The 21514-nt window shown below is 60.6% G+C and carries 22 protein-coding genes; 9 read left to right on the forward strand and 13 right to left on the reverse strand.

The window, feature by feature from the left end:
* The 3 genes from ACR0JN_RS16385 to ACR0JN_RS16395 form a co-directional block, all read right to left on the reverse strand.
* Entirely contained in the window at positions 1 to 900 is a 900-nt protein-coding gene (locus tag ACR0JN_RS16385) for an NAD(P)-dependent oxidoreductase (protein WP_480887197.1), read from the reverse strand.
* A gap of 24 nt (positions 901 to 924) precedes the next feature.
* On the reverse strand, positions 925 to 1962 hold the full coding sequence (gene mgrA / locus ACR0JN_RS16390) for an L-glyceraldehyde 3-phosphate reductase (RefSeq protein ID WP_480887199.1): 1038 nt from the start codon (positions 1960 to 1962) through the stop codon (positions 925 to 927).
* Positions 1963 to 2342: 380 nt separating this feature from the next.
* Positions 2343 to 3311, reverse strand: a complete 969-nt coding sequence (locus ACR0JN_RS16395; protein ID WP_480887201.1) for a GntR family transcriptional regulator — start codon at positions 3309 to 3311, stop codon at positions 2343 to 2345.
* Positions 3312 to 3462: 151 nt separating this feature from the next.
* Between ACR0JN_RS16395 and ACR0JN_RS16400 the strand changes: the two genes are divergently transcribed.
* From ACR0JN_RS16400 to aroE, 4 genes are all read left to right on the forward strand, one after another.
* Positions 3463 to 4416 carry a substrate-binding domain-containing protein gene (locus ACR0JN_RS16400; protein ID WP_480887204.1) on the forward strand — a complete coding sequence of 318 codons (954 nt, stop codon included), beginning with the start codon at positions 3463 to 3465 and terminating at the stop codon, positions 4414 to 4416.
* A gap of 104 nt (positions 4417 to 4520) precedes the next feature.
* Complete coding sequence (locus tag ACR0JN_RS16405) at positions 4521 to 6050, forward strand: sugar ABC transporter ATP-binding protein (protein ID WP_480887205.1); 1530 nt, start codon at positions 4521 to 4523, stop codon at positions 6048 to 6050.
* Positions 6047 to 7099 carry an ABC transporter permease gene (locus ACR0JN_RS16410; protein WP_480887207.1) on the forward strand — a complete coding sequence of 351 codons (1053 nt, stop codon included), beginning with the start codon at positions 6047 to 6049 and terminating at the stop codon, positions 7097 to 7099. Before ACR0JN_RS16405 ends, ACR0JN_RS16410 begins: the two co-directional genes overlap by 4 nt.
* A gap of 27 nt (positions 7100 to 7126) precedes the next feature.
* On the forward strand, positions 7127 to 7990 hold the full coding sequence (gene aroE, locus ACR0JN_RS16415; RefSeq protein ID WP_480887210.1) for a shikimate dehydrogenase: 864 nt from the start codon (positions 7127 to 7129) through the stop codon (positions 7988 to 7990).
* Positions 7991 to 8137: 147 nt separating this feature from the next.
* Here aroE and ureG read toward each other — a convergent pair whose 3' ends face one another.
* From ureG to ACR0JN_RS16455, 8 genes are read right to left on the reverse strand one after another with little or no spacing between them, the layout of a single operon-like run.
* Positions 8138 to 8779 carry an urease accessory protein UreG gene (gene ureG / locus ACR0JN_RS16420; protein ID WP_480887213.1) on the reverse strand — a complete coding sequence of 214 codons (642 nt, stop codon included), beginning with the start codon at positions 8777 to 8779 and terminating at the stop codon, positions 8138 to 8140.
* Positions 8776 to 9429, reverse strand: coding sequence for an urease accessory protein UreF (locus ACR0JN_RS16425; protein WP_480887215.1), 654 nt, complete (start codon positions 9427 to 9429; stop codon positions 8776 to 8778). Before ACR0JN_RS16425 ends, ureG begins: the two co-directional genes overlap by 4 nt.
* A complete protein-coding gene (ureE, locus tag ACR0JN_RS16430) occupies positions 9413 to 9865 on the reverse strand; it encodes an urease accessory protein UreE (protein WP_480887217.1) in 453 nt (150 codons plus the stop codon). The genes ACR0JN_RS16425 and ureE overlap by 17 nt, the downstream gene beginning before the upstream one ends.
* Positions 9866 to 9883: 18 nt before the next feature.
* Positions 9884 to 11644, reverse strand: coding sequence for an urease subunit alpha (gene ureC, locus ACR0JN_RS16435; protein ID WP_480887218.1), 1761 nt, complete (start codon positions 11642 to 11644; stop codon positions 9884 to 9886).
* Entirely contained in the window at positions 11644 to 11949 is a 306-nt protein-coding gene (locus tag ACR0JN_RS16440) for an urease subunit beta (protein ID WP_480887219.1), read from the reverse strand. Before ACR0JN_RS16440 ends, ureC begins: the two co-directional genes overlap by 1 nt.
* Positions 11946 to 12107, reverse strand: a complete 162-nt coding sequence (locus ACR0JN_RS16445) for a peptidase M23 (RefSeq protein ID WP_480887221.1) — start codon at positions 12105 to 12107, stop codon at positions 11946 to 11948. Before ACR0JN_RS16445 ends, ACR0JN_RS16440 begins: the two co-directional genes overlap by 4 nt.
* Positions 12108 to 12122: 15 nt before the next feature.
* Positions 12123 to 12425, reverse strand: a complete 303-nt coding sequence (locus ACR0JN_RS16450) for an urease subunit gamma (RefSeq protein WP_152460019.1) — start codon at positions 12423 to 12425, stop codon at positions 12123 to 12125.
* A gap of 1 nt (position 12426) precedes the next feature.
* A complete protein-coding gene (locus tag ACR0JN_RS16455) occupies positions 12427 to 13305 on the reverse strand; it encodes an urease accessory protein UreD (protein WP_480887223.1) in 879 nt (292 codons plus the stop codon).
* Positions 13306 to 13645: 340 nt separating this feature from the next.
* On the opposite strand from ACR0JN_RS16455, the gene urtA reads away from it, so the two are divergent.
* The 5 genes from urtA (at position 13646) to urtE (ending at position 19609) form a co-directional block, all read left to right on the forward strand.
* Complete coding sequence (gene urtA / locus ACR0JN_RS16460; protein WP_480816409.1) at positions 13646 to 14926, forward strand: urea ABC transporter substrate-binding protein; 1281 nt, start codon at positions 13646 to 13648, stop codon at positions 14924 to 14926.
* A gap of 61 nt (positions 14927 to 14987) precedes the next feature.
* On the forward strand, positions 14988 to 16940 hold the full coding sequence (gene urtB, locus ACR0JN_RS16465; protein ID WP_480887225.1) for an urea ABC transporter permease subunit UrtB: 1953 nt from the start codon (positions 14988 to 14990) through the stop codon (positions 16938 to 16940).
* A 3-nt stretch (positions 16941 to 16943) separates the two neighbouring features.
* Positions 16944 to 18173, forward strand: a complete 1230-nt coding sequence (gene urtC, locus ACR0JN_RS16470; protein ID WP_480887228.1) for an urea ABC transporter permease subunit UrtC — start codon at positions 16944 to 16946, stop codon at positions 18171 to 18173.
* The gene (gene urtD, locus ACR0JN_RS16475; RefSeq protein ID WP_480887231.1) at positions 18170 to 18910 is read left to right on the forward strand and encodes an urea ABC transporter ATP-binding protein UrtD; all 741 of its coding nucleotides are present in this window, start codon (positions 18170 to 18172) and stop codon (positions 18908 to 18910) included. Before urtC ends, urtD begins: the two co-directional genes overlap by 4 nt.
* A gap of 3 nt (positions 18911 to 18913) precedes the next feature.
* On the forward strand, positions 18914 to 19609 hold the full coding sequence (gene urtE / locus ACR0JN_RS16480) for an urea ABC transporter ATP-binding subunit UrtE (protein ID WP_480887234.1): 696 nt from the start codon (positions 18914 to 18916) through the stop codon (positions 19607 to 19609).
* An 18-nt stretch (positions 19610 to 19627) separates the two neighbouring features.
* On the opposite strand, the gene ACR0JN_RS16485 is transcribed toward urtE, so the two are convergent.
* Entirely contained in the window at positions 19628 to 20440 is an 813-nt protein-coding gene (locus ACR0JN_RS16485; protein ID WP_480887237.1) for an IclR family transcriptional regulator, read from the reverse strand.
* A 112-nt stretch (positions 20441 to 20552) separates the two neighbouring features.
* A complete protein-coding gene (locus ACR0JN_RS16490; protein WP_480534397.1) occupies positions 20553 to 21509 on the reverse strand; it encodes a substrate-binding domain-containing protein in 957 nt (318 codons plus the stop codon).
* Between the last annotated feature and the right edge of the window lie 5 nt (positions 21510 to 21514).

Here is a 21514-nt window from a genome sequence, read left to right on the forward strand (position 1 = left end):
TTATTTGCCCCTGTCCAGACCGTTCATCTGCGCGATGAAATCCGCCAGCATCGGCAGGTACCGCTCACCCTGACCTGCGGCGTCCATCGCTGCGAACGCGTTCCGCACATCCGCCTGCACCGGGTTGAGGGCCCCAACGCTGTTGGCCAGGTTGGTCAGATACCGCATGTCCTTATGGGCATTGGTGACAGAAAACCGATGCGCGTTTTCGTCCCGCTCCAACGTCCATTTCATGAAGGTCTCATAGAACCCGTTCGACAGACGGCCTGGTCGGATAATGGAATCCACTTGCTCAACAGTCAGGCCTGATTTCTCGGCAATCGCCAGCGCCTCGGAATAAAGCGCTGCATAGCCAAGTGAGATGAAGTTGTTGATCAGCTTCATCTTGTGCCCAAGACCAACCTCGCCCAGATGCACGGCCAATCCGGACCAGCAATCCAGAACCGGTTTGATCTTTTCAAACGTCTCGGGCGTCGCGCCGACCATCGTGTCCAGCGTGCCCGCTTCGGCCTCGACCGGAGTTTTGGCCAGGGGTGCGTCGGCCAGATCCATGCCCGCCGCGCGCAGTTCGGTCGCCAGTTGCAGGGTTGAGACCGGATCAGAGGTCGAGCAATCGACAACGATCAGACCCTTTTTGCCCGAGGCCAAAATCCCCTCGGGGCCGCGCACGATCTGCTCCACTTGCGGGCTGCCGGAGACGCACAGGTGGATGATATCGCACTTGGCGGCCATGTCTTTTGCGGTTTTGACCTCGGTCGCGCCCCGATGCAGCAGATCATCGACGGGCGCACGGTTGCGGTGGCCCTTCACGACCAGCGGGTAGCCTTTCTCGACAATATTCTTGGCCATGCCGTGCCCCATCAGGCCGACGCCGATAAAACCAATAACAGGTTTGTTCATACTTAGTTCCTTGTTCAAATCGGATTAAGCGTTAGAGGACTGCGACCACAGGTTGACCTCGCCATTGGCGGCATAGAGGTCAATCTCGGCCAGTTCATCGGATGTAAACTCGATGTTTTTCAGGGCCCCGACGCAATCGGTGATCTGCTCTGATCTGGATGCGCCGATCAGCGCCGTTGTGATCCCGCCATCGCGCAGCACCCAGGCCAGTGCCATCTGCGCCAGCGTCTGCCCCCGGCGTTTGGCGATGGCATCCAGGTTGCGTAGGTTTTCGATAGTCTTTTCAGTCAGCAGGCCGGGATTCAGCGATTTGTAATCCGCCGCCCGGCTGTCTTGCGGAACGCCGCTCAGGTATTTCCCGGTCAGCATCCCCTGCGCCAGCGGCGTGAAAGCGATGGATCCGATACCCAATTCCTTAAGCGTGTCTTTCAACCCATCCGTTTCGACCCAGCGGTTGATCATGTTGTAGCTGGGCTGATGGATGATGCAGGGCGTGCCCAGATCTTTCAGGATGGCAGCAGCCTCGCGCGTGCGCTGCGAGTTGTAGGATGATATCCCGACATAGAGCGCCTTACCGGACCGCACGATCTGATCCAACGCGCCCATGGTTTCTTCCAGCGGGGTATTGGGATCGAACCGGTGCGAATAGAAGATATCGACATAGTCCAGCCCCATGCGTTTGAGGCTTTGATCACAGGACGCGATCAGATACTTGCGGCTGCCCCATTCGCCATAAGGACCGGGCCACATGTCGTAGCCGGCCTTGGATGAGATGACCAACTCATCCCGATACCCGGCAAAATCCGTTTTCAGGATTTGCCCAAAGGCTTCTTCGGCACTGCCCGGAGGGGGGCCGTAATTGTTGGCCGGATCAAAATGTGTGATGCCAAGGTCAAAAGCCGTCCGGCACAAGGCTTGTTTAAGGCTATGTGGTCTGTCCGCACCGAAATTGTGCCAAAGCCCCAGTGAAATTGCGGGCAGTTTCAAGCCGCTGTGCCCGCAGTGATTATAGATCATATCGTCGTATCGGCCCGCGCGGGGCACGTAGGAACTTCCTGCCATGGTATGCTGTCCTTTAAGATGAGCTGGCGAGGCATTGGCGAACCCCTGAATGGTGGGGCATGTCCCGCGTTGCCTGAAATCTATACTGCACTGGGGTGTCAAATTAACATCTTTCCCCGGTCGGATAACGATGTCTTGAACACCCGTCGACACCCGAATGCCGCACTTGACCCATCGGCCAATTTGGCACCTGTAATTTTGTCGCGGTGCTGACCTCTGGGAACTATTCGGCTACCGCACAAATGACCGCTTCTGAAGCCACAGATGAAGAATTGTCCGCATTTGAAAAAGTCGATGGGGTCGCCCCGGGGCAGCGCAGTAAATCTGAAGCGCAGGGTTTGGGCGGTCATGTCCTCTGTTCCCCGTGCTCGCGCGGTTTTCTACAAAGAACGCGCATAGGGGTAATCCAGACCTGCGTTTTCCTGTTTGAACCGCTCAAGTCGTTCCTGTGTCTTTTGCGATGAGCTCTCCAGATGCCGGACCAGTGCTGACCGGGCCCCCTGCAGGTTCCCCGCAAGGGCTGCGGTAAACACCTCGGTATGTTCGTCCGCAAACAGGTGGCGCGAACTGTAGCGGGGGAAATAGAAGCTGTTGAAGACATGCACCAACCGGCTGCGCCGCAAGACCGCCATCAGGAAGTCGTTGCCACAATAAGACAGCAGGTGATCGTGCAGATCAGCCTCGAGCTGTTCCAGCCGTTGTGACGTCAGCGAAGCGCTTTGCTGGTTCGCGGATTCCAGGCGGGCAATGCAATCCTTTAGAAATCCCTGATCGATCCGGTCGAAGCCTTCGCTCAGCGCATGTGGTTCGAGTAGGATTCTGACCTGAAATTGCTCTGCGATGGCGCGCGCGTCAAAGCGGTTCAGCACCCATTTCTGCCCGTCCAGGCGCATAATGTTATCCTCGACCAGTCGCACCTGAATGTCGCGCAATACGGTGCGGCTGATGTCATGGCATTCGGCCAGCTTAGACGGAACGATCCGGCGCTCTCCGGCGCTGGCAAGGGCCAGAAGTTCGAATTTGATGGCGTCGTAACGTTCGATCCATTTGATCGTAGGCGGTAGCTTTTCAATTCCCGCCAGTGGGTTACCGGCCCGGTCGGGGCTGTTAGGCGGCGTGTCCAGCGGCGCGGCGACGGTAAAGCCGCGTTTGCCTGCCCGGGCAATGATTTGCCCGTTTCCCTGCAACGTTTGCAACGCGTTGCGGGCGGTCTGACGGCTGACCTCGAAGTGATCGGCAATGATGGATTCCGTCAGCACGGTGCCATCCGGCACAAGGCCGGTGCGGATCGCATCGCCAAGCCGATCGCTGATTTGCGCATACATCGGATGGGTGCGCCCGTCGCTCACTCCGCTGTCTCCTGTTCCGGTCGGTTGCCGCGTTGAATTCCGGTCTTCAATCACACATCACGTCAAACTTGAAGAAACTACTTTTGTGTGCAAAAGTCAAAAAGCATTGGACATCGGTTGCCAAAACCGAGGCAGACCCAGGAGGTAAAAGATGAAACACACCGATATGAAGCGCATGATGGCCGCCGCCGCACTGAGCATTGGCATCGCAAGCCCCGCATTTGCCGAAGACATGACGATCATGTCCTCGATGCCGTCGCTGCAATTCCCGTTCTTTGTCCACATGCAAAGCAGCATCAATGACGAGGCCGAGAAGATCGGGAGCATCTCGGTGATCGAGGCGGATGGCCGCAATGAATCTCCCAAGCAGGTGGCCGATGTTGAAAATGCCATCGTGCAGGGTGTCGATGGCATCATCATCAGCCCCAATGACGTGAACGCGCTGGCGGGTGCGATCGAGGATGCGGTGAACGAAGGGATCCCGGTTGTGACCATCGACCGCCGTGTCGATGGTGTGGATGGATTGCTAGCGCATGTCGGTGCCGATAACGTCGCCGGGGGCGAGGCGCAGGGGCAATGGGTGGTCGAGCAGTTCCCGGATGGCGCAAGGGTCGTGAACCTTCAGGGTCAGCCCGGAGCCAGCCCCGCCATCGACCGCAATCAGGGCCTGCACAATGTGCTCGACCCGCTGAGCGACAAGTACGAAATCGTGGCCGAGCAGACCGCGAACTGGAGTCGCGATCAGGGGTTGAGCGTGACCAACGCCATCCTGACTGGCCTCTCTGAGATGCCCGACGTGATCGTCGCCGCCAATGACGAAATGGGTCTGGGCGCGCTCGAGGCACTTCGGTCGCTGGGGGCCGAGGATCAGGTCAAGATCATCGCCTTTGACGCAGGCCCCGAGGCGCTGTTGGCTGTGCGCGAAGGTGGTCTGGCAGGCGCGGTCGATCAGTTTCCGGGCCTGCAATCGCGCACCGCGGTGCAGATCGTCAACGCCTTTGTCACCAGCGGCGAACGGCCCAAGGAGGTTGTGAACCTGATCATCCCGCGCATGATCAGCGCTGACAATCTGGAAGAGGCTGAACGGTTCGGTGAAATCAAGTAAGATCGCGCCGGGGTGCGGGCGTTTTGCCCGCATCGTCCCGTAAGCCATCCGGGGGCCGCACCGTGCACACGACTGCTTCACAGCCACTTCTGAGGGTCCAAGGGTTGACCAAGACCTTTCCCGGCGTGGTTGCTCTGGACAAGGTCGATTTTGAGGTCGGCCCAGCAGAAGTCCACGCGCTGCTTGGTGAAAACGGGGCGGGAAAATCAACGCTTCTGAAAATCCTCAGCGGTGCGCAGCCTGCAGATCGGGGCACGATGTCCCTGAACGGCATGCCGCTGAACGCTTCTACACCGCTTGAGGCGCGGGAGGCGGGAGTTGTCACGATTTATCAGGAATTTAGCCTGATCCCGCCGCTTTCGGTGGCCGAGAATATCTTTCTGGGCCGAGAACCACGCGGCATGCTGGGAATCCGCCACAAGCAGATGCATCGCGAAGCCCGTGTCGCGCTTGATAGGATCGGTCTAGACATCTCGCCCACACGGCTGGTCAGCAGCCTGAGCGTCGCCGAACAGCAAATGGTCGAAATCGCACGGGCGCTGTCGATTGATTCCAAGCTGATCATCATGGACGAACCCACCGCCGCGCTCAGCGGGTCCGAGGTGGACCGGCTGCTCGAGATCGTACGGGAGCTGAAACGGCAAGGCCTCAGCGTTGTCTATGTCACCCATCGCCTGCAAGAGGTGTTCCGCGTCTGCGACCGCTACTCGGTGCTGCGTGATGGCTGCATGGTGGCGTCGGGCGCAGTTGCGGATACCGACGAAGATGGCCTGATACATGCGATGGTCGGGCGCGAGTTTTCCCATATCTTCGCCCGGCGGGACACCGCCCAAACCGGTAAAACCGCGCTGGAAATTCGCGATTTTTGCAGCGTGCCCAACCTGCGCGATCCCAACGCCACAACCGTCCATAACGTGTCTTTCAAGGCCCAATTCGGAGAGGTTCTGGGCATTGCCGGTCTGGTCGGGGCCGGGCGGACGGAAACGGTGCGCATGATTTTCGGAGCTGATGACAGGCTGACCGGAGAGATTTTGATCGAAGGCAGACCCGCGCAAATCACCTCGCCCCGGCAGGCGATCAAGGCGGGCATCGGTTTGGTGACGGAAGATCGAAAGAAACAGGGTTGCTTTCTGGATTTGCCGGTCAACCAGAACATCTCGATGGCCTCGCTCGAACAATTGTCGGGCCGTCTGGGCATATTGGATCTGGGGGCCGAGGCCCGCCTGTTCGAGGACAGCCGCGACAAGCTGGATATCAAGGTAGCCGGCGCGCGACAGGCCATTGGTAAGCTGTCGGGTGGCAATCAGCAAAAGGCGCTGATTGCGCGCTGGCTGGCGAAAGCGCCGAAAATCCTGATCGTGGATGAACCGACGCGCGGGATCGATGTCCGATCTAAGGCGCAGGTCCATGACATTCTGTTCAGCCTTGCCGATCACGGCGCAGCGGTCATCGTGATCTCATCTGAACTGCCCGAAATCCTGACCGTCTCGGACCGCATCCTGACCATGTCCGAGGGCCGGATCACCGGCGAATTCACCCGAAAAATCGCATCCGAGGAATCTCTGATGCAAAGCATGACACCCGCCCAGACACAGGCAAGCCCCGCACCCGGCCTTGCAGAGGAACAGATATGAGCAGCGATGGAAAAAGTCCGGCCCGTGCAAGACCCCAAGGCAAGGACAGCCCCACAGGCCAGAGCTTTGACTGGGCCGGGATGCTGGCCAAGCTGGCCCCGTTGATCTTTCTGGTGCTGCTGGTGGTGGTCTTCACCTCGTATAACGAACGGTTCCTGTCGACCCGCAACATCTTCAACATCCTGACCGAAGTGTCGATCTTTGGCCTTTTGGCCATAGGCATGACCTTCGTGATCCTGACTGCCGGGATCGACCTGTCTGTCGGCTCGACCCTGGCGGCGGCGGGTATTGTCGGGGCGGCGATTGTGACCGGAGGGCAGACCGAGTCCTTCTCGCTGGGCGGCGGAGACAAGGAAACCGTCTGGTGGTTCTGGGCGCTTGTGGCCTCGATCACCGTCGGGACGCTTGCCGGGGCTTTGCAGGGCGTGACCACAACCGTGTTCAAGGTGCCGCCCTTTGTGGTGACGCTGGGCGGGATGTCGCTGTTCCGCGGCATCACCTTGCTGGTTGGTGATGGCGGCCCGATCAGCGGCTTTGACGCGGGCTACCGCTGGTGGGGCAGGGGCGACATTGCGGGCATTCCAGTACCAGTCTTCCTGTTCGTCACCGGCACTGCGCTGGCGTGGTATGTGCTGAACTACACCCGCTATGGCCGCAGTGTCTATGCCGTTGGCGCCAATCCTGAAGCAGCGCGCCTGTCGGGGATCAATGTCGGCTTTGTCGTCGCCAGCGTCTATACGATCACCGGTTTCTGCGCTGGCCTGGCGGGTTTTGTCCTGTCGGCGCGGTTGAACTCGGCCGAGGCGGTGGCCGGGGTCGGGTTCGAGCTGCGTGTAATCGCATCCGTTGTCATCGGTGGTACCAGCCTGTTCGGCGGCATCGGCTCGGTTCTGGGCACCGCGGCTGGCGCGCTGTTGATCGGGGTTCTGCTAAACGGTCTGGTCATGCTGAACGTCAAGCCGTTCTGGCAGCAGATCGTGATCGGCATCATCATCGTCGCAGCTGTGGCCTTCGACACCTACATCAAATCGCGCAGCCGCAGCACGTGATCTGCTCTGCCCGGATCGGAGGCTGACATGAAATACAAGACCGACCTCGTGGGCGTTATCGGCCAGCCGGTCTGGGACAACCCCAGCGAGCCGATGGTGCAGGCCGCCTTTGACCATCACAACCTGCGCTGGCGCTATCTGACGCTAGAGGTCACGCCCGAAGGTCTGGAGGACGCAGTTCTAGGCCTGCGCGCGCTGGGATTCGCCGGTTTCAACTGCACGATGCCGCACAAGATCAACGTCATGCAGTACCTGGACGAAATCGCCCCGTCAGCGGCCCTGATCGGCGCGGTAAACTGCGTTGTGCGGCGCGGCACCCAAATGATCGGAGAAAACACCGACGGGCGGGGTCTGGTCCGGGCGCTGCAGGATGTCACTTCGCCCGAGGGTCAGTGCGTTGTTCTTCTGGGCGCAGGTGGCGCTGCACGCGCGATTGCTGTTGAACTGGCTTTGGCCGGCGTCCGCGAGATCACCGTGGTCAACCGGGACAAAAGCCGAGGCGAAGATCTGGTCGCGACCCTGCTGTCGGATGCGGTTCAGCAGCAGGCGGGCGGGCTGACGGCGCGCTTCATGCCGCTGGACGGGCAGGTTCGGTTGCCCGAGGGCACTGACATATTCATCAATGCGACCTCCATCGGTATGTACCCGGATGCAGACGCGATGGTGCCGCTGGATACCGGCACGTTGACCACGTCAACCCTTGTGATCGATGTGATCCCCAATCCGCCGCTGACGCCGTTGCTGCAGCAGGCGCAAGGCATCGGCTGCCAGATTATCGACGGGCTTGACATGCTGATCGAACAGGGCCGGATCGGGGTCGAGCTTTGGACCGGGCAGAACCCGGACAAACACGCTATGCGCCGAGCACTGGAACGGGGTTTTCTGGATTAGGCCTTCGAAAGCCAACGTCAGGCAATGTCGCCTTGCTTCAGTATGATCGCCGTAAAGCCGCCAATCTCTGGTTTGGACACCGGTACAGGCGGAGCTGTGGGTCTTTTGGCCGTTGGCTTCAAACGTTCAGGCGCAGGGCGTCAATTGTCAAAAACTTGCAACTGAACCTTCCGCAATTTTCAGACCGCCATGCTGGGCCAACAAGCTGACAATCGCATCAATGCCTTTTCGGTGGCGTAGGGCCGAAAACACGAACGGGCGGCCCTTTCGCATCCGTGTGGCGTCGCGCTCCATCACGTCGAGCGATGCGCCGACATGGGGGGCGAGGTCGGTTTTGTTAATGATCAGGATGTCCGATTTCGTGATCGCCGGGCCGCCCTTGCGCGGGATTTCCTCGCCCGCGGCGACGTCGATGACATATATCGTCAGGTCCGCCAGCTCGGGGCTGAACGTGGCCGACAGGTTGTCGCCGCCGCTTTCGATCAGCACCACATCCAGATCGGGGTGGCGGGCCTGCATCTCTGCCACGGCGGCCAGATTGATCGAGGCATCCTCGCGGATCGCCGTGTGCGGGCAGCCGCCGGTTTCGACGCCGATGATCCGATCCTGCGGTAGGATCTGCATCCGCATCAGCGCCTCGGCATCCTCTTGCGTGTAGATATCGTTGGTGATGACGCCCACGGAACAGACGTCACGCAGCGCTTCCGAGAGGGCGGCGGTGAGGGTGGTCTTGCCCGCTCCGACCGGGCCGCCGATGCCCACGCGCAGGGGGCCGTTCATACTGCTCATGTTCGAAAGATCCTTGAATATTGTGTTTCATGCTTCATTGCAGCGATATCAGACAGGAAGGCGGTCGAGCTCAGGTCGTCCAGACCCGCCTGCTGCGCTGTTTCGGCGATCTGGGCGCAGAACGGCGTCAGGTCGCGGATCAACCGCTGCGCCTCGGTCTGACCCAGCGGCACAAGGCGGGTGGCGCAGGCGACCAGATTGCTGGTGAAGGCCTGCAGGAACATCTGTGTCACCAGCAAGCGCGGCAGGTTCTGCATCCGCGCGGCGCGGCCCACCGCGACCGGGTAGGTGAGGCGTTGCAGGTCCAGCCCCCAGATATCTCCGGTCACGGACCAGAAGGCCTGACCCAGAAGGTCAGTTTCCATCAGCCGTTCGGACCCGGCGCAAAAGGCGCGGGCGGTGGCATCGATCCGGGTCAAAGCAGCCCTGTCAGCGGCATCATAGGCGGCCACAAGAAACAGCGCGTCATTCCAACCCGAGCCATGTTGCAGCACGGTTGTGACCCAGTCGCCTGTCTGGTCTGCGCCGGCGACCCGGCCCTGTTCGATCGCGGCCTCCAGCCCATGGGAATAGGCGAAGCCGCCCACCGGATAGGCCGGGGACAACCACTGCGTCAGCGTCAGGATGTCAGCGTTAGTGGGTGTGTCCATGGGTCCTGCCATGACCATATGCGCCGCCTTCGGGGGTAAAGGGTTCGACGACCTCGCGGATGTTGGCCCCCAGCTTCGTCAGCATGTCGCGGATGACGTGATCGCGCTGGATCAGCAGCCTGCCCGCTTCGATCTGGCATGGCGTGTGCCGGTTGCCGATATGCCATGCCAGTCGCAGCAGATGGTCGCCGGTGATTTCCAGCAGGTCTTCGGGGGCGGCGATGATCTCGATCTCGCGCCCGTCTTCAAGCACCAGAACCCCGCCATGATCCAGCGATTTGGTCTGGGCCAGATCGACCAGAAAAGCCTCACCCTCATCGGTTGCCAGCATCTTGCGGCGCAGGAAGCGCCCGTCATAGTCCAGCGACACCTGCGCATAGGCCGGGGTGTGGGGATGGTCGTGATAGATGCGGGCGGTCTTGATCGCGGTGGTCATCGTGGCCTTCTTCCTGTCTCAGAACATGAAATAGCGTTGCGCCATGGGCAGTACTTCGGCGGGTTGGCAGGTGAGCAATTCGCCGTCGGCGCGCACCTCATAGGTTTCGGGGTCGACGTCGATTTGCGGCGTTGCATCGTTCAGCAGCAAATCCTGTTTGCCGATGTCGCGGGTATTGCGCACCGCGACGGTCTGTTTCGCCAGCCCGAGCGTATCGCCGATCCCATCGGCCTGCGCGGCGGCCGAGACAAAGGTGATCGCCGAGTGTTCGACCGACCGCCCATAGGCCCCGAACATCGGCCGGCTATAGACCGGCTGCGGTGTCGGGATCGAGGCATTCGGATCGCCCATCTGCGCACAGGCAATCGTGCCGCCCAGCAGGACCATCTCGGGTTTGACGCCAAAGAACGCCGGGTTCCACAGCACCAGATCGGCGCGTTTGCCTTCTTCGATGCTGCCAATCTCATGGCTCAGGCCGTGGGCGATGGCCGGGTTGATGGTGTATTTGGCGATATAGCGGCGGACGCGCAGGTTGTCGTTGTCGCCGGTTTCCTCGGGCAGGCGGCCGCGTTGTTTCTTCATCTTGTCAGCGGTTTGCCAAGTGCGGATCAGTACCTCTCCGACCCGGCCCATGGCCTGACTGTCGGACGCGATGATGCTGAACGCGCCCATGTCGTGCAGAATATCTTCGGCGGCGATGGTCTCGCGCCGGATGCGGCTTTCGGCAAAGGCCACATCCTCGGGGATGGATTTGTCGAGGTGATGGCAGACCATCAGCATGTCCAGATGCTCTTCGACCGTGTTTACGGTGAAGGGGCGCGTGGGGTTGGTCGAGGACGGCAGAACGTGGTTCTCGCCACAGATCTTGATGATGTCCGGCGCATGACCGCCGCCTGCGCCCTCGGTGTGGAAGGCATGGATCGTCCGGCCTTTCATGGCGGCCACGGTGTTTTCGACGAAACCGGATTCGTTCAACGTGTCGGTGTGGATCATTACTTGTACGTCCATTGCGTCGGCCACCGAGAGGCAGCAGTCGATAGCCGCGGGCGTGGTGCCCCAGTCCTCATGCAGTTTCAACGCGCAGGCACCGGCCTTGACCTGTTCCTCAAGTGCAGCGGGAAGCGAGGCGTTGCCCTTACCGGCAAAGGCAAGGTTCATTGGAAATGCATCCGCTGCCTGCAACATCCGTCCGATATGCCAAGGGCCGGGGGTGCAGGTTGTGGCCAGCGTCCCGTGCGCGGGACCGGTGCCGCCGCCCAGCATGGTGGTCAGGCCGGAATGCAGCGCGTCCTCGATCTGTTGCGGGCAGATGAAGTGGATATGGCTGTCAAATCCTCCAGCCGTCAGGATGCGCCCTTCGCCCGCGATGGCCTCGGTGCCGGGGCCGATGATGATGTCGACGCCGGGCTGCGTGTCGGGGTTTCCGGCCTTGCCGATCTTGGCGATGCGCCCGTCCGTCAGGCCCACATCGGCCTTGTAGATACCCGAATGGTCCACGATCAGCGCATTGGTGATGACCGTATCCACGGCCCCCTCGGCGCGCGTGGCCTGCGATTGCCCCATCCCGTCGCGGATGACCTTGCCGCCGCCGAACTTGACCTCTTCACCGTAAAGCAGCGCATTGTCTCCGGTCCCGCCTGTCGCTGCGGCCCCGGCGCGTTCGGCTGTCAGGTCGCGTTCCACCTCGATCACCAGATCGGTATCGGCCAGCCGCAACTTGTCGCCGGTGGTGGGGCCGAACATGGCGGCGTAATCAGAACGTTTGATTTGTGCTGGCATCAGAGCGGCCCCATGACCTTTTGATTGAACCCGTAAACCTTGCGCGCGCCACTGATCGGGATCAGCGAAACCTCGCGCGCTTGCCCCGGTTCGAACCGCACAGCGGTACCGGGGGCGATGTCCAGACGCAGGCCATGGGCGGCGGTGCGGTCGAACTCCAGCGCCGGGTTGGTCTCGGCGAAATGGTAATGCGAGCCGACCTGAACCGGGCGGTCGCCGGTATTGGCCACCATCAGCGTCACCGGTTCAGCGCCCGGGTTGAGCGTGATTTCGCCCGCGGCAGGGAACAGCTCGCCGGGGATCATTTGTTCAGCTTCACCATCAGGGCAACGGCGGCCAGCGCGACCACCGCCAGACCAACGCCCAAAGTGGCATAATCCATGCCATGCGCGTGGATATGCGTGCCGTTATGGGCGGCGGCGGGGCCGGCCAAGATCAGGGCAGGGAAGAGCATACGGGTCATATCAGTGTTCCTTTGTCAGCGAATGGGATTGTGAACAGTCACCAGCTTGGTGCCGTCGGGAAAGGTAGCCTCGACCTGAACCTCGTGAATCATCTCAGGCACGCCTTCCATGCATTGCGCGCGGGTGATCACCTCGGCCCCGGCCTGCATCATGTCGGCAACCGACCGCCCGTCGCGGGCACCTTCGACCACGGCGTCGGTGATCAGGGCAATCGCCTCGGGGTGGTTCAGCTTGACGCCACGGGCCAGCCGCTTGCGAGCGACCTCGGCGGCCATGGCGACCAGCAGTTTGTCTTTTTCTCGGGGCGTCAGGTTCATGTCAGAGCATCCAGCATCGGGGGAGGGTATTGTTGTTCAGCCGCTGCAATATCGGCATAAGTGCGCGGCGCAGGGCAAAACTGTTGTCGGCGAGCAGGCGGATCACCAGCAGATCATCGTGCAGCAGGCTGGCCCCTCCGGCATCCGGCAGCAGGTCGCGGACCGGCGTCAGCTGGCCACCGGCGGTGTCCGAAGCAAATACGACCAGGGCCATCGCACCCGCGCCGTTGGCGATTGCAGGTTTGGCGAGGTGGGCGTTCAGATCGCCCGAAGTGTTCACGGCATCAAGGAATACGGGCATCCCTGCGCGGCGCAATTCGATCCGGTCCCGAAGCTGAATATCGGTCAGGACCTCGCCCATCGCAGGGCGTCCAAAAACCAGCGGCTCAACCATCAGCGCCGAGGCTTCTGGTGCTAGGTCGATCGTCAAACGCCGGTCAAGGGCGCTACCGTTAAACAGAATCGTTTCCTGCGGCAGCCAGTTCACGCGCGCCTGCGGGGCAACCGTCAAGGCATTCCTGACCGTGCCAATCTGTCCCGGTTGCGCCTTGTAGGCCCGCTCGCAGGCCTGCGTGGTCAGCGTCATCGTCGTGCCCGAGGCCACCTTGCCCGAGAACAGAAACCGGTCGCCCCCTGTCACGCCCCCTGCCGTGTTCAGCAATACAGCATCCAGAGGGGTACCGGCGCCGCGCGGAAACAGGCATTTGAACGATCCGGACTGCCGGAACCCGTCAATAACACTGCGTTTCCCCAGAGGCTTGGAGCTAAGCGCGATTCTCCCCTCGGCACGTGGCGGTAAGGCCGCTTTTGCGGGCGTTATCGAGGACAGGTGTGTGATCGCAGCAACTTTCGGGTCTTCAACATCTGGCGCTTTTTTCACCGCTGCGATGTCGAATCTCTATGGCGCATTGCCGGTTTTGAACAATGCGCGGTCCCGTTAGTTCATTTTTTAATCACGCATCCAGCATGTAGGTTAAAAATTGGGCAGTGCGGGTGGGTCTGGCGAATTCCTGCGCCCCCGGATTTGCTTAATTCGCTGCGATGCAGAAACCGTATGGATGCCCATTACGGGGACAACCCCGAAGGGTGTGTGACGGCTGCGCGAATTGGACCTCGGACACAACCGCCACACGAAACGCAACAACAGTTGCGGGGATCAGGTAGAAGAGAAACGCGCATCTGCGCAAGCCCTCTCTCCCGGCCCCGCCCAGGAGGATTACATGAAATCTCTCAAATCCACGCTCGCCGGATCGGTTTTCTTTGCTGCCATGGCCACGACCGCGCTGTCGGCTGAAGACACGATTAAGGTCGGTGTATTGCATTCGCTGTCGGGGACTATGGCGATCTCGGAAACCACGTTGAAAGACACCATGCTGATGCTGATCGACCAGCAAAACGCCAAGGGCGGCCTGCTGGGTAAGCAGCTTGAGGCGGTTGTGGTCGACCCTGCATCCGACTGGCCGCTTTTTGCCGAAAAAGCGCGTGAGCTGCTGACCGTGCATGAGGTGGATGTGATCTTTGGCAACTGGACATCCGTCAGCCGCAAGTCGGTTCTTCCGGTGATCGAGGAACTGAACGGTCTGCTGTTCTATCCGGTTCAGTATGAGGGTGAAGAATCGTCGAAAAACGTCTTCTACACAGGTGCCGCGCCGAACCAGCAGGCGATCCCTGCGACTGACTATTTCCTCGACGAGCTGGGCGTCGAGAAATTCGCGCTGCTGGGCACCGACTATGTCTATCCCCGCACCACAAACAACATTCTGGAAAGCTATCTGAAGCAGAAGGGCATCGCGGACTCGGATATCTTTGTCAACTACACTCCGTTTGGCCATTCCGACTGGTCCAAGATCGTGGCAGACGTTGTTGCGCTGGGTGCGGATGGCAAGAAGGTCGGTGTGATCTCGACCATCAATGGCGACGCTAACATTGGTTTCTACAAGGAACTCGCTGCGGCGGGCGTCTCGGCAGACGATATTCCGGTCGTTGCCTTCTCGGTGGGTGAGGAAGAATTGTCGGGTCTGGATACCACCAACCTCGTAGGCCATCTGGCGGCATGGAACTATTTCCAGTCGGCCGATACCGATGCGAACGCCGAATTCGTTGAAACATGGAAAGCCACCATGGGCGATGAGCGCGTGACCAACGACCCGATGGAGGCGCACTACATCGGCTTCAACATGTGGGTGAACGCCGCGACCGCTGCCGGTTCGACCGAGGTCGACGATGTGCGCGCCGCGATGTACGGGCAGGAATTCCCGAACCTGACCGGCGGCACCGCGGTCATGCTGCCGAACCACCATTTGGCCAAGCCGGTGCTTATCGGTGAGATTCAGGAAGACGGCCAGTTCGACATCATCAGCGAAACCGACGTTGTGCCGGGCGACGCTTGGACCGACTTCCTGCCGGAATCGGCGGTTCTGATCTCGGATTGGAAAGAACTGGGTTGCGGTATGTACAACACCGAGACCAAGACCTGCGTTCAGACCCTGTCGAACTATTAAACGACACGCAAGGTGGGCGATCACGCCCGCCTTGCCCTCAAGACATCTCGGGTTTCACCAAATGTTACGACTATACCTTGCGGGCCTCGCAATCCTGTGCGCCTGCCTGACGGCCGACGCGCAAGAGGCCGGCCTGCAACCGATCCTGCAAGAGCATCAGCAGATCATCGCCAAAAGCTCTCGCAAGACCATCGGGCCCGCGATTGACGCGATTGCCAGCAGCGGGTTGCCGCAGGCGCAGGTGATGCTTGAGACATGGGCCGCCAAGAACGTGTGGATGCGCAAGTCGGATGGTCTGTTCTTTGCCGGCAAGAAGGGCGAAGGGCGGTCTTATGAGCTGACCGATTTCGACACCGGCGCAGTCGTCGGCACGTTCGAGAAATCCGACCTGAAACAGTTGAAACCCAACAGCGGCATCCGCGCGATGATCGGCACGGCGCTGGTGCAATTCCAACTGACCGACCCGGATCGCGGCAAACGACTGGCCGCTTTGACATCTATCCAACGTGATCCCGAGGGGGCCTTGCTGGAACCGCTGCGCGCGTCAATCGAAGGCGAACCCGCCGCGGATTTAAAGGCGCAGAAACAGCGTTTGGAACGGTTGCTGACGATTGGTTATGACGCGGACACCGCGGCCCGAGTGGCTGCGATTGAAGAGATGTCAGGTGATCTGGGCGTCGATGTCCGCGCCGCGCTGAACCCGCTGGTCGTGACCAAACGCCAAGCCGCGATAGACCTGCCTTCAGAGGCGAATATCGCCACTGTGCTGCAGCCCGGCTCGGATGACCTGTCGCGGGATGCGGCTTATGACCTGCTGGTTGCCAACGATCTGGCCGCGCCGCGTGTTTCGGCAGCCGACATTCGCGCCGCGCTGGCCGCCAATATCGACGGAGGCCGCGTAGGTGGCGTTCCGGTTGCGCAACTGAATTCGGACGCCGCCCGCGCGCAGGCGTATGAGGCGTTGGCCGAGGCCGGGGCCGTTCCGGCCTTGATCACGCAGGCCGATATCGATGCAGCACTTGCCGCGCATGTTTTCTTTGATACCTACGCAGAGCCTTCGCCCGCTGTGACCGCGGCCGCCGAAAAGGCGTTGGAACAGATCGAGTTGAAGGTCGGCCTGAACCAGACCCTCGACCTGACGTTGGACGCGATTTCTCTGGCCTCGATCTATTTCCTCGCCGCTATCGGTCTGGCCATCACCTTTGGCGTTATGGGCGTGATCAACATGGCCCATGGTGAGTTCATCATGATGGGCGCTTACACCGGCTATGTGGTGCAGCAATTCATCCCCGACCATACGCTGTCGATCATCGTCGCCATCCCGATGGCCTTTGCCGTCACCTTCGCCATGGGCGTCGCGATGGAGCGGCTGGTGATCCGTTGGCTGTATTCACGCCCGTTGGAGACGCTGCTGGCGACCTTCGGTATCTCAATTGCTTTGCAACAGCTGGCCAAGAACATCTTCGGCACGCAGGCCCGCCCGCTAACCGCGCCCGGCTGGCTGGACGGGGCATGGGTGCTGAACGATGTGGTCTCGATCAGTTACATCCGCATCGCGATCTTCGTGCTGGCGATGATCTTTCTGGGGCTGTTCCTCTACATCATGAAACGCACAAGGCTGGGGCTTGAGATGCGCGCAGTAACGCAGAACCCACGAATGGCCGGGTCGATGGGGATCAATCCGGGGCGCGTGAATATGCTGACCTTTGGTCTTGGCTCCGGCATTGCCGGGATCGCCGGGGTTGCGATTGGTCTCTTCGCCAAGGTCACGTCTGATCTGGGCAGCGACTATATCGTGCAAAGCTTCATGACTGTGGTTGTCGGCGGCGTCGGCAACATCTGGGGCGCGCTGGCGGGGGCAGGCATGATCGGCTTCCTGCAAAAGGGGATCGAGTGGATGAACCCGTCGAACACTCTGGCCGCGCAGACCTACATGATCATCTTCATCATCATTTTCATCCAGTTCCGGCCAAGGGGCATCATCGCCCTCAAAGGCCGCGCGGCGGGGGATTGAGCCATGGAACGTAGCTTTGTCGCCAAGAACCCATCCGTTTTGGTCTTTCTGGCCATCCTGTCTCTGTTCACTTTGGGCGTCACCGTCCTGTCCGAAGGGTTCGGGATCGGCGTGATCTCGACCAGTTTCGTCAAGACGCTGGGTAAGACCCTGTGCCTTTGCCTTATTGCCGTAGCGATGGATCTGGTCTGGGGTTTTACGGGCATCCTGTCGCTGGGCCATTTCGCGTTCTTCGGGCTGGGCGGCTATATGATCGGTATGTGGCTGATGTACGAACGCACCCGCCTGATCGTGGTCGAGTCATTGTCCCAAGCCGATATCCCGCCAACCCCGTCCGAGGTCGTGGATGCCATCGGCACGCAAATCTTCGGCGTCGTCGGATCGTCGGAATTCCCGCTGATCTGGGCCTTTTCGGACAGCCTGTTCCTGCAACTGGCGCTGGTCGTGCTGGTACCGGGCCTGCTGGCGTTGATCTTCGGCTGGCTCGCCTTCCGCAGCCGGGTCACGGGCGTGTACCTGTCGATCCTGACCCAAGCCATGACATTGGCGCTGGCGTTGTACCTGTTCCAGAACGACAGCGGCTTGCGGGGCAACAATGGCCTGTCGGGCCTGCAGAACCTGCCGGGCGTCACCGCCTCGCAAGACGTGGTGTCGATCTGGTTCCTCTGGGCCTCGGCGCTTGCCTTGGGGCTGGGATACATGCTGGCGGCATGGATCGTGTCGGGCAAGTTCGGCTCGGTTATTCGCGGCATCCGCGACAACGAGGCGCGGGTGCGGTTCCTCGGCTACTCGGTCGAGGTCTATAAGCTGGCCGTCTTCACCCTGACCGCCTGCATCGCGGCCATCGCGGGCGCGCTGTATTATCCGCAGGCGGGCATCATCAACCCCGAAGAGATGGCCCCCATCGCCTCGATCTACCTCGCCGTCTGGGTCGCCATCGGCGGGCGTGGTCGCCTGTACGGCGCCGTCATCGGCGCAGCGTTCGTCAGCCTGCTGAGCACATGGTTCACCGGCGGGCAGGCCCCGGACATTCCGCTGGGGTTCTACACGGTCAAATGGGTCGACTGGTGGCAGGTGCTGCTGGGCGTGTCCTTCGTTCTGGTCACGCTGTTCGCCCCGCAAGGGATCGGAGGGTTGTTTGACCTCTGGACCAACCGCCGCGCGCCGCAGCGCCACGGCGCGGCGCTCGGTCCTGATGACGGCGCGTTGCGCGAAAAGGAGGCAACGGAATGAACACTCTGCTAGAAGTCAGCGGCGTTTCGGTCACCTTCGACGGGTTCCGCGCCATCAACAACCTGTCGTTCCAGATCGGCAACGCCGAGCTGCGCGCCGTGATCGGGCCGAACGGGGCGGGCAAGACCACCTTCATGGATATCGTCACCGGCAAGACACGCCCCGATGAAGGCCGCGTGATCTGGGGTGAGAAGTCTGTCTCTCTGCTGCGCATGAGCGAGGCCAAGATCGCGCAGGCGGGTATTGGGCGGAAGTTCCAGAAACCCACGGTGTTCGAGGATCAGACCGTACAGGAAAACCTGCTGATGGCGCTAAAGAACAAACGTGGCTGGCTGGGTGTTCTGTTCTATCGCCCTTCGTCAGATGATCTGGAGAAGGTCGAGGACCTAGCCGCCGAGATCGGTCTGCAGGATGAGTTGACCCGCAAATCCGGCGAACTCAGCCACGGGCAGAAGCAATGGCTTGAGATCGGAATGCTGCTGGCGCAGGAGCCGCGTCTGCTGCTGGTTGACGAACCCGCCGCCGGAATGACCCGGCAGGAACGCGAACACACGACCGATTTGCTGGTGCAAGCCGCCAAGACCCGCGCTGTGGTGGTGGTGGAACATGACATGGAATTCGTGCGCCGCCTGAATTGCAAAGTCACGGTGCTGCACGAAGGCTCGGTTCTGGCCGAGGGCTCGCTGGATCATGTGACATCAAATCAGGACGTCATCGACGTCTATCTGGGACGCTAGGCAATGCTGAAACTGACCGATTTGACCCTGCATTACGGGCATTCGCAAATCCTCAACGGTATCTCGTTAGAGGCCGCGCGGGGCGAAGTCACCTGCGTGATGGGCACCAATGGCGTGGGCAAAACCAGCCTGATCAAGGCGATCTCGGGTACACACCCTCGGTCCGGAGGTGATCTGCGGCTGAACGGCGAGGCCCTGCCACCTCTGCCAGCCCATCGCATGGCGTGGAAAGGCGTGGCTTATGTGCCGCAGGGGCGCGAGATTTTCCCGCTGCTGACCGTGCGCGAAAATCTGGAAACCGGTTTTGCCTGCCTGCCAGCAAGTGAACATTTCGTTCCCGATGAGATCTTCGATCTGTTCCCGGTGCTGAAGAAAATGCAAAACCGGCGCGGGGGCGATCTGTCGGGTGGCCAGCAACAGCAACTTGCCATCGCCCGGGCGCTGATCACCAAGCCCCAGCTTTTGCTATTGGACGAACCGACCGAAGGCATTCAGCCCAACATCATCCAGCAGATCGGAGAGGTCGTCCGCCATCTGAGAACCAAGGGCGAGATGGCGATCATTCTGGTCGAGCAGTATTTCGATTTCGCCTATGATCTTGCCGACAAGTTCATCGTCTTGCGGCGCGGTGCCGTCCTGATGCAAGGCACGCGGGACGAGTTGTCGCGCGATCAGGTCCTGCAGGGGGTAACAGTTTGAAGCGGAACAGCAAAAAACTCAGATCGCCTGATACCACGGCGTGCGGGGCAGGGGCATATGTGTCGCAATGCTCTCTTGCAATTGCAGGGCCGTGGTGCGCAGCGCGTTGATCACAAGCTCGCGCCGATTGTCGATAAGGACATTCGCCAGATGGGGGATGGTCAGTGCCGCGATCACCATCTTTCCAGGGGCATGACGAATGGGGGCCGATACCTCGTTGATCGCCTGACTTTCCGGGCTGCCAAGCGAGATATAGCCTTGTTGCGCGCAGTCCGCGGCGTGGTCCGAGAAGGCCTGAAGGTCGCCCTGACTCTGCTTGGGGGCGATCGTGCCCAGCAGTTTGATGCGGTCCGCTTCAACATCCAGTTCGGACAGAAAACAGGCCCCCACCGATGTCGCAAAGACCGGGGTTCTGTATCCCACCTGAACCGTCACGCCATAGTTTTGCGATGACGAGACGCTGTTGATGACGATCAGTTCACCTGTATCGCTGGGCACCCAGAGGTGGTTGGACAGCTCGGTTTCTTCCGCAAGGCGCTCCATATAGGGCCCCGCCAGTTCGGCCAGCTTGCTGTTGTCGGTTCTGTCCCCGCCCAGCAGGGCGAGTTTGCCGGTCAGTTTGTACAGATCACCGTCCTGCCGGACGATATAGCCGCGTTCTTCGAGCACGATCATCATGCGGAAGATTTCGTTCTTGGACCGACCGATCCCGCTGGCCAGTTGCGACAGGCTGGGGGTGACATCCGACAAAGACAGAAACTCCAGAATATCCAGACCCTTCTCAAGTGCAGGGGCCGAGTATTTCTGTAGTTTGGTCTTGGTTTCGGACATTCACTGAACCTTTGCTGCGTGTTGTCTTACGAGAAAGCAGCAGGGGCGCAAGCCCCTGTCTGCTCTGCCGGCGCTTCTGCGGGAGAAGGAGGAATGCCGGCGGGGAGAGCCGTTACAGCCCGTTTTTCTTGAGGATCTCACCCGCATTCTCTGGTGTGATCGCCTCGGTGCCCAGAACCACCGATTTCTCGACCTCTTCGCCTTTGAGATGTTTCAGCGCCTGACGCAGCCCTTCGGCCCCCGGCGTGGGATAGAGGAAGGTCGCAGCCAGTTCACCATTGGCAACCCAGGTTACACCTTCGCCCGGCAGGCCATCGACACCGATAAAGATGATGTCATCCGCGCGGCCCGCATCCTTGGCGGCCAGATAGGCGCCATAGGCCATCGGGTCGTTGTGGCCATAGACCATGGTGATGTCTTCATAGTTGCGCAGGGCGGTCGACATGATGTCATAGGCCTGATCCTGCTTCCAGTCGCCCGACTGCTTGTCCAGCAGGAAGGTCACGCCTTCTTCGCCTTCAAACGCGGCGTGGAATGGGTCTGACCGGTCAAAGGTGGCCTGCACGCCAAGCCCGCCATAGATTTCGACGATATTGCCTTTGGCGTTGCCTTTGCCGCCCAGCAGTTCCAGCGCGTATTCACCGGCGGCCTCACCGATCAGCACGTTGTCACCGCCGACCCACTGCACGAACTTGTCGGTGTCCACGTTGCGGTCCAGAACAAAGACCGGAATGCCCGCATCGGTGGCTTGCTCAACCACACCGGTCAGACCGGCGGATTCCTTGGGCGAGATCAGGATGGCATCAACCTCCTGACGGATGAAGTTCTCGACATCCGCGACCTGCTTGTCGGTGCGGTCATTGGCGTCGGAAATCAGCAGTTCGACATTGTCGTGCAGATCAGCCTCGGCGCGCAGGTCCTTGTTGAACTGAACCCGCCACGGCTCGACCGTTGTTACCTGAGAGAAGCCGATCACATATTTGTCTTCGGCCCATGCTGCGCTGGCCGTCAAAGCCATCGACATGGCGGTGGCCGTCAGCAGGCCCTTGCCAAATGTTCTTCTTTTCATAGTCT

Source organism: Ruegeria sp. G12, from assembly GCF_056533565.1.

Bases quoted from the DNA above. Each gene is read 5' to 3' on its own strand.
- urtC (WP_480887228.1), top strand. From the start codon at position 16,944: ATGGAACGTAGCTTTGTCGCCAAGAACCCATCCGTTTTGGTCTTTCTG.
- urtD (WP_480887231.1), top strand. From the start codon at position 18,170: ATGAACACTCTGCTAGAAGTCAGCGGCGTTTCGGTCACCTTCGACGGG.
- urtE (WP_480887234.1), top strand. From the start codon at position 18,914: ATGCTGAAACTGACCGATTTGACCCTGCATTACGGGCATTCGCAAATC.
- ACR0JN_RS16445 (WP_480887221.1), bottom strand. From the start codon at position 12,107: ATGACCCGTATGCTCTTCCCTGCCCTGATCTTGGCCGGCCCCGCCGCC.
- ACR0JN_RS16385 (WP_480887197.1), bottom strand. From the start codon at position 900: ATGAACAAACCTGTTATTGGTTTTATCGGCGTCGGCCTGATGGGGCAC.
- urtA (WP_480816409.1), top strand. From the start codon at position 13,646: ATGAAATCTCTCAAATCCACGCTCGCCGGATCGGTTTTCTTTGCTGCC.
- ACR0JN_RS16410 (WP_480887207.1), top strand. From the start codon at position 6,047: ATGAGCAGCGATGGAAAAAGTCCGGCCCGTGCAAGACCCCAAGGCAAG.
- ureE (WP_480887217.1), bottom strand. From the start codon at position 9,865: ATGACCACCGCGATCAAGACCGCCCGCATCTATCACGACCATCCCCAC.
- mgrA (WP_480887199.1), bottom strand. From the start codon at position 1,962: ATGGCAGGAAGTTCCTACGTGCCCCGCGCGGGCCGATACGACGATATG.
- ACR0JN_RS16425 (WP_480887215.1), bottom strand. From the start codon at position 9,429: ATGGACACACCCACTAACGCTGACATCCTGACGCTGACGCAGTGGTTG.
- ACR0JN_RS16400 (WP_480887204.1), top strand. From the start codon at position 3,463: ATGAAACACACCGATATGAAGCGCATGATGGCCGCCGCCGCACTGAGC.
- ACR0JN_RS16490 (WP_480534397.1), bottom strand. From the start codon at position 21,509: ATGAAAAGAAGAACATTTGGCAAGGGCCTGCTGACGGCCACCGCCATG.
- aroE (WP_480887210.1), top strand. From the start codon at position 7,127: ATGAAATACAAGACCGACCTCGTGGGCGTTATCGGCCAGCCGGTCTGG.
- ureC (WP_480887218.1), bottom strand. From the start codon at position 11,644: ATGCCAGCACAAATCAAACGTTCTGATTACGCCGCCATGTTCGGCCCC.
- ureG (WP_480887213.1), bottom strand. From the start codon at position 8,779: ATGAGCAGTATGAACGGCCCCCTGCGCGTGGGCATCGGCGGCCCGGTC.
- urtB (WP_480887225.1), top strand. From the start codon at position 14,988: ATGTTACGACTATACCTTGCGGGCCTCGCAATCCTGTGCGCCTGCCTG.
- ACR0JN_RS16440 (WP_480887219.1), bottom strand. From the start codon at position 11,949: ATGATCCCCGGCGAGCTGTTCCCTGCCGCGGGCGAAATCACGCTCAAC.
- ACR0JN_RS16450 (WP_152460019.1), bottom strand. From the start codon at position 12,425: ATGAACCTGACGCCCCGAGAAAAAGACAAACTGCTGGTCGCCATGGCC.
- ACR0JN_RS16485 (WP_480887237.1), bottom strand. From the start codon at position 20,440: ATGTCCGAAACCAAGACCAAACTACAGAAATACTCGGCCCCTGCACTT.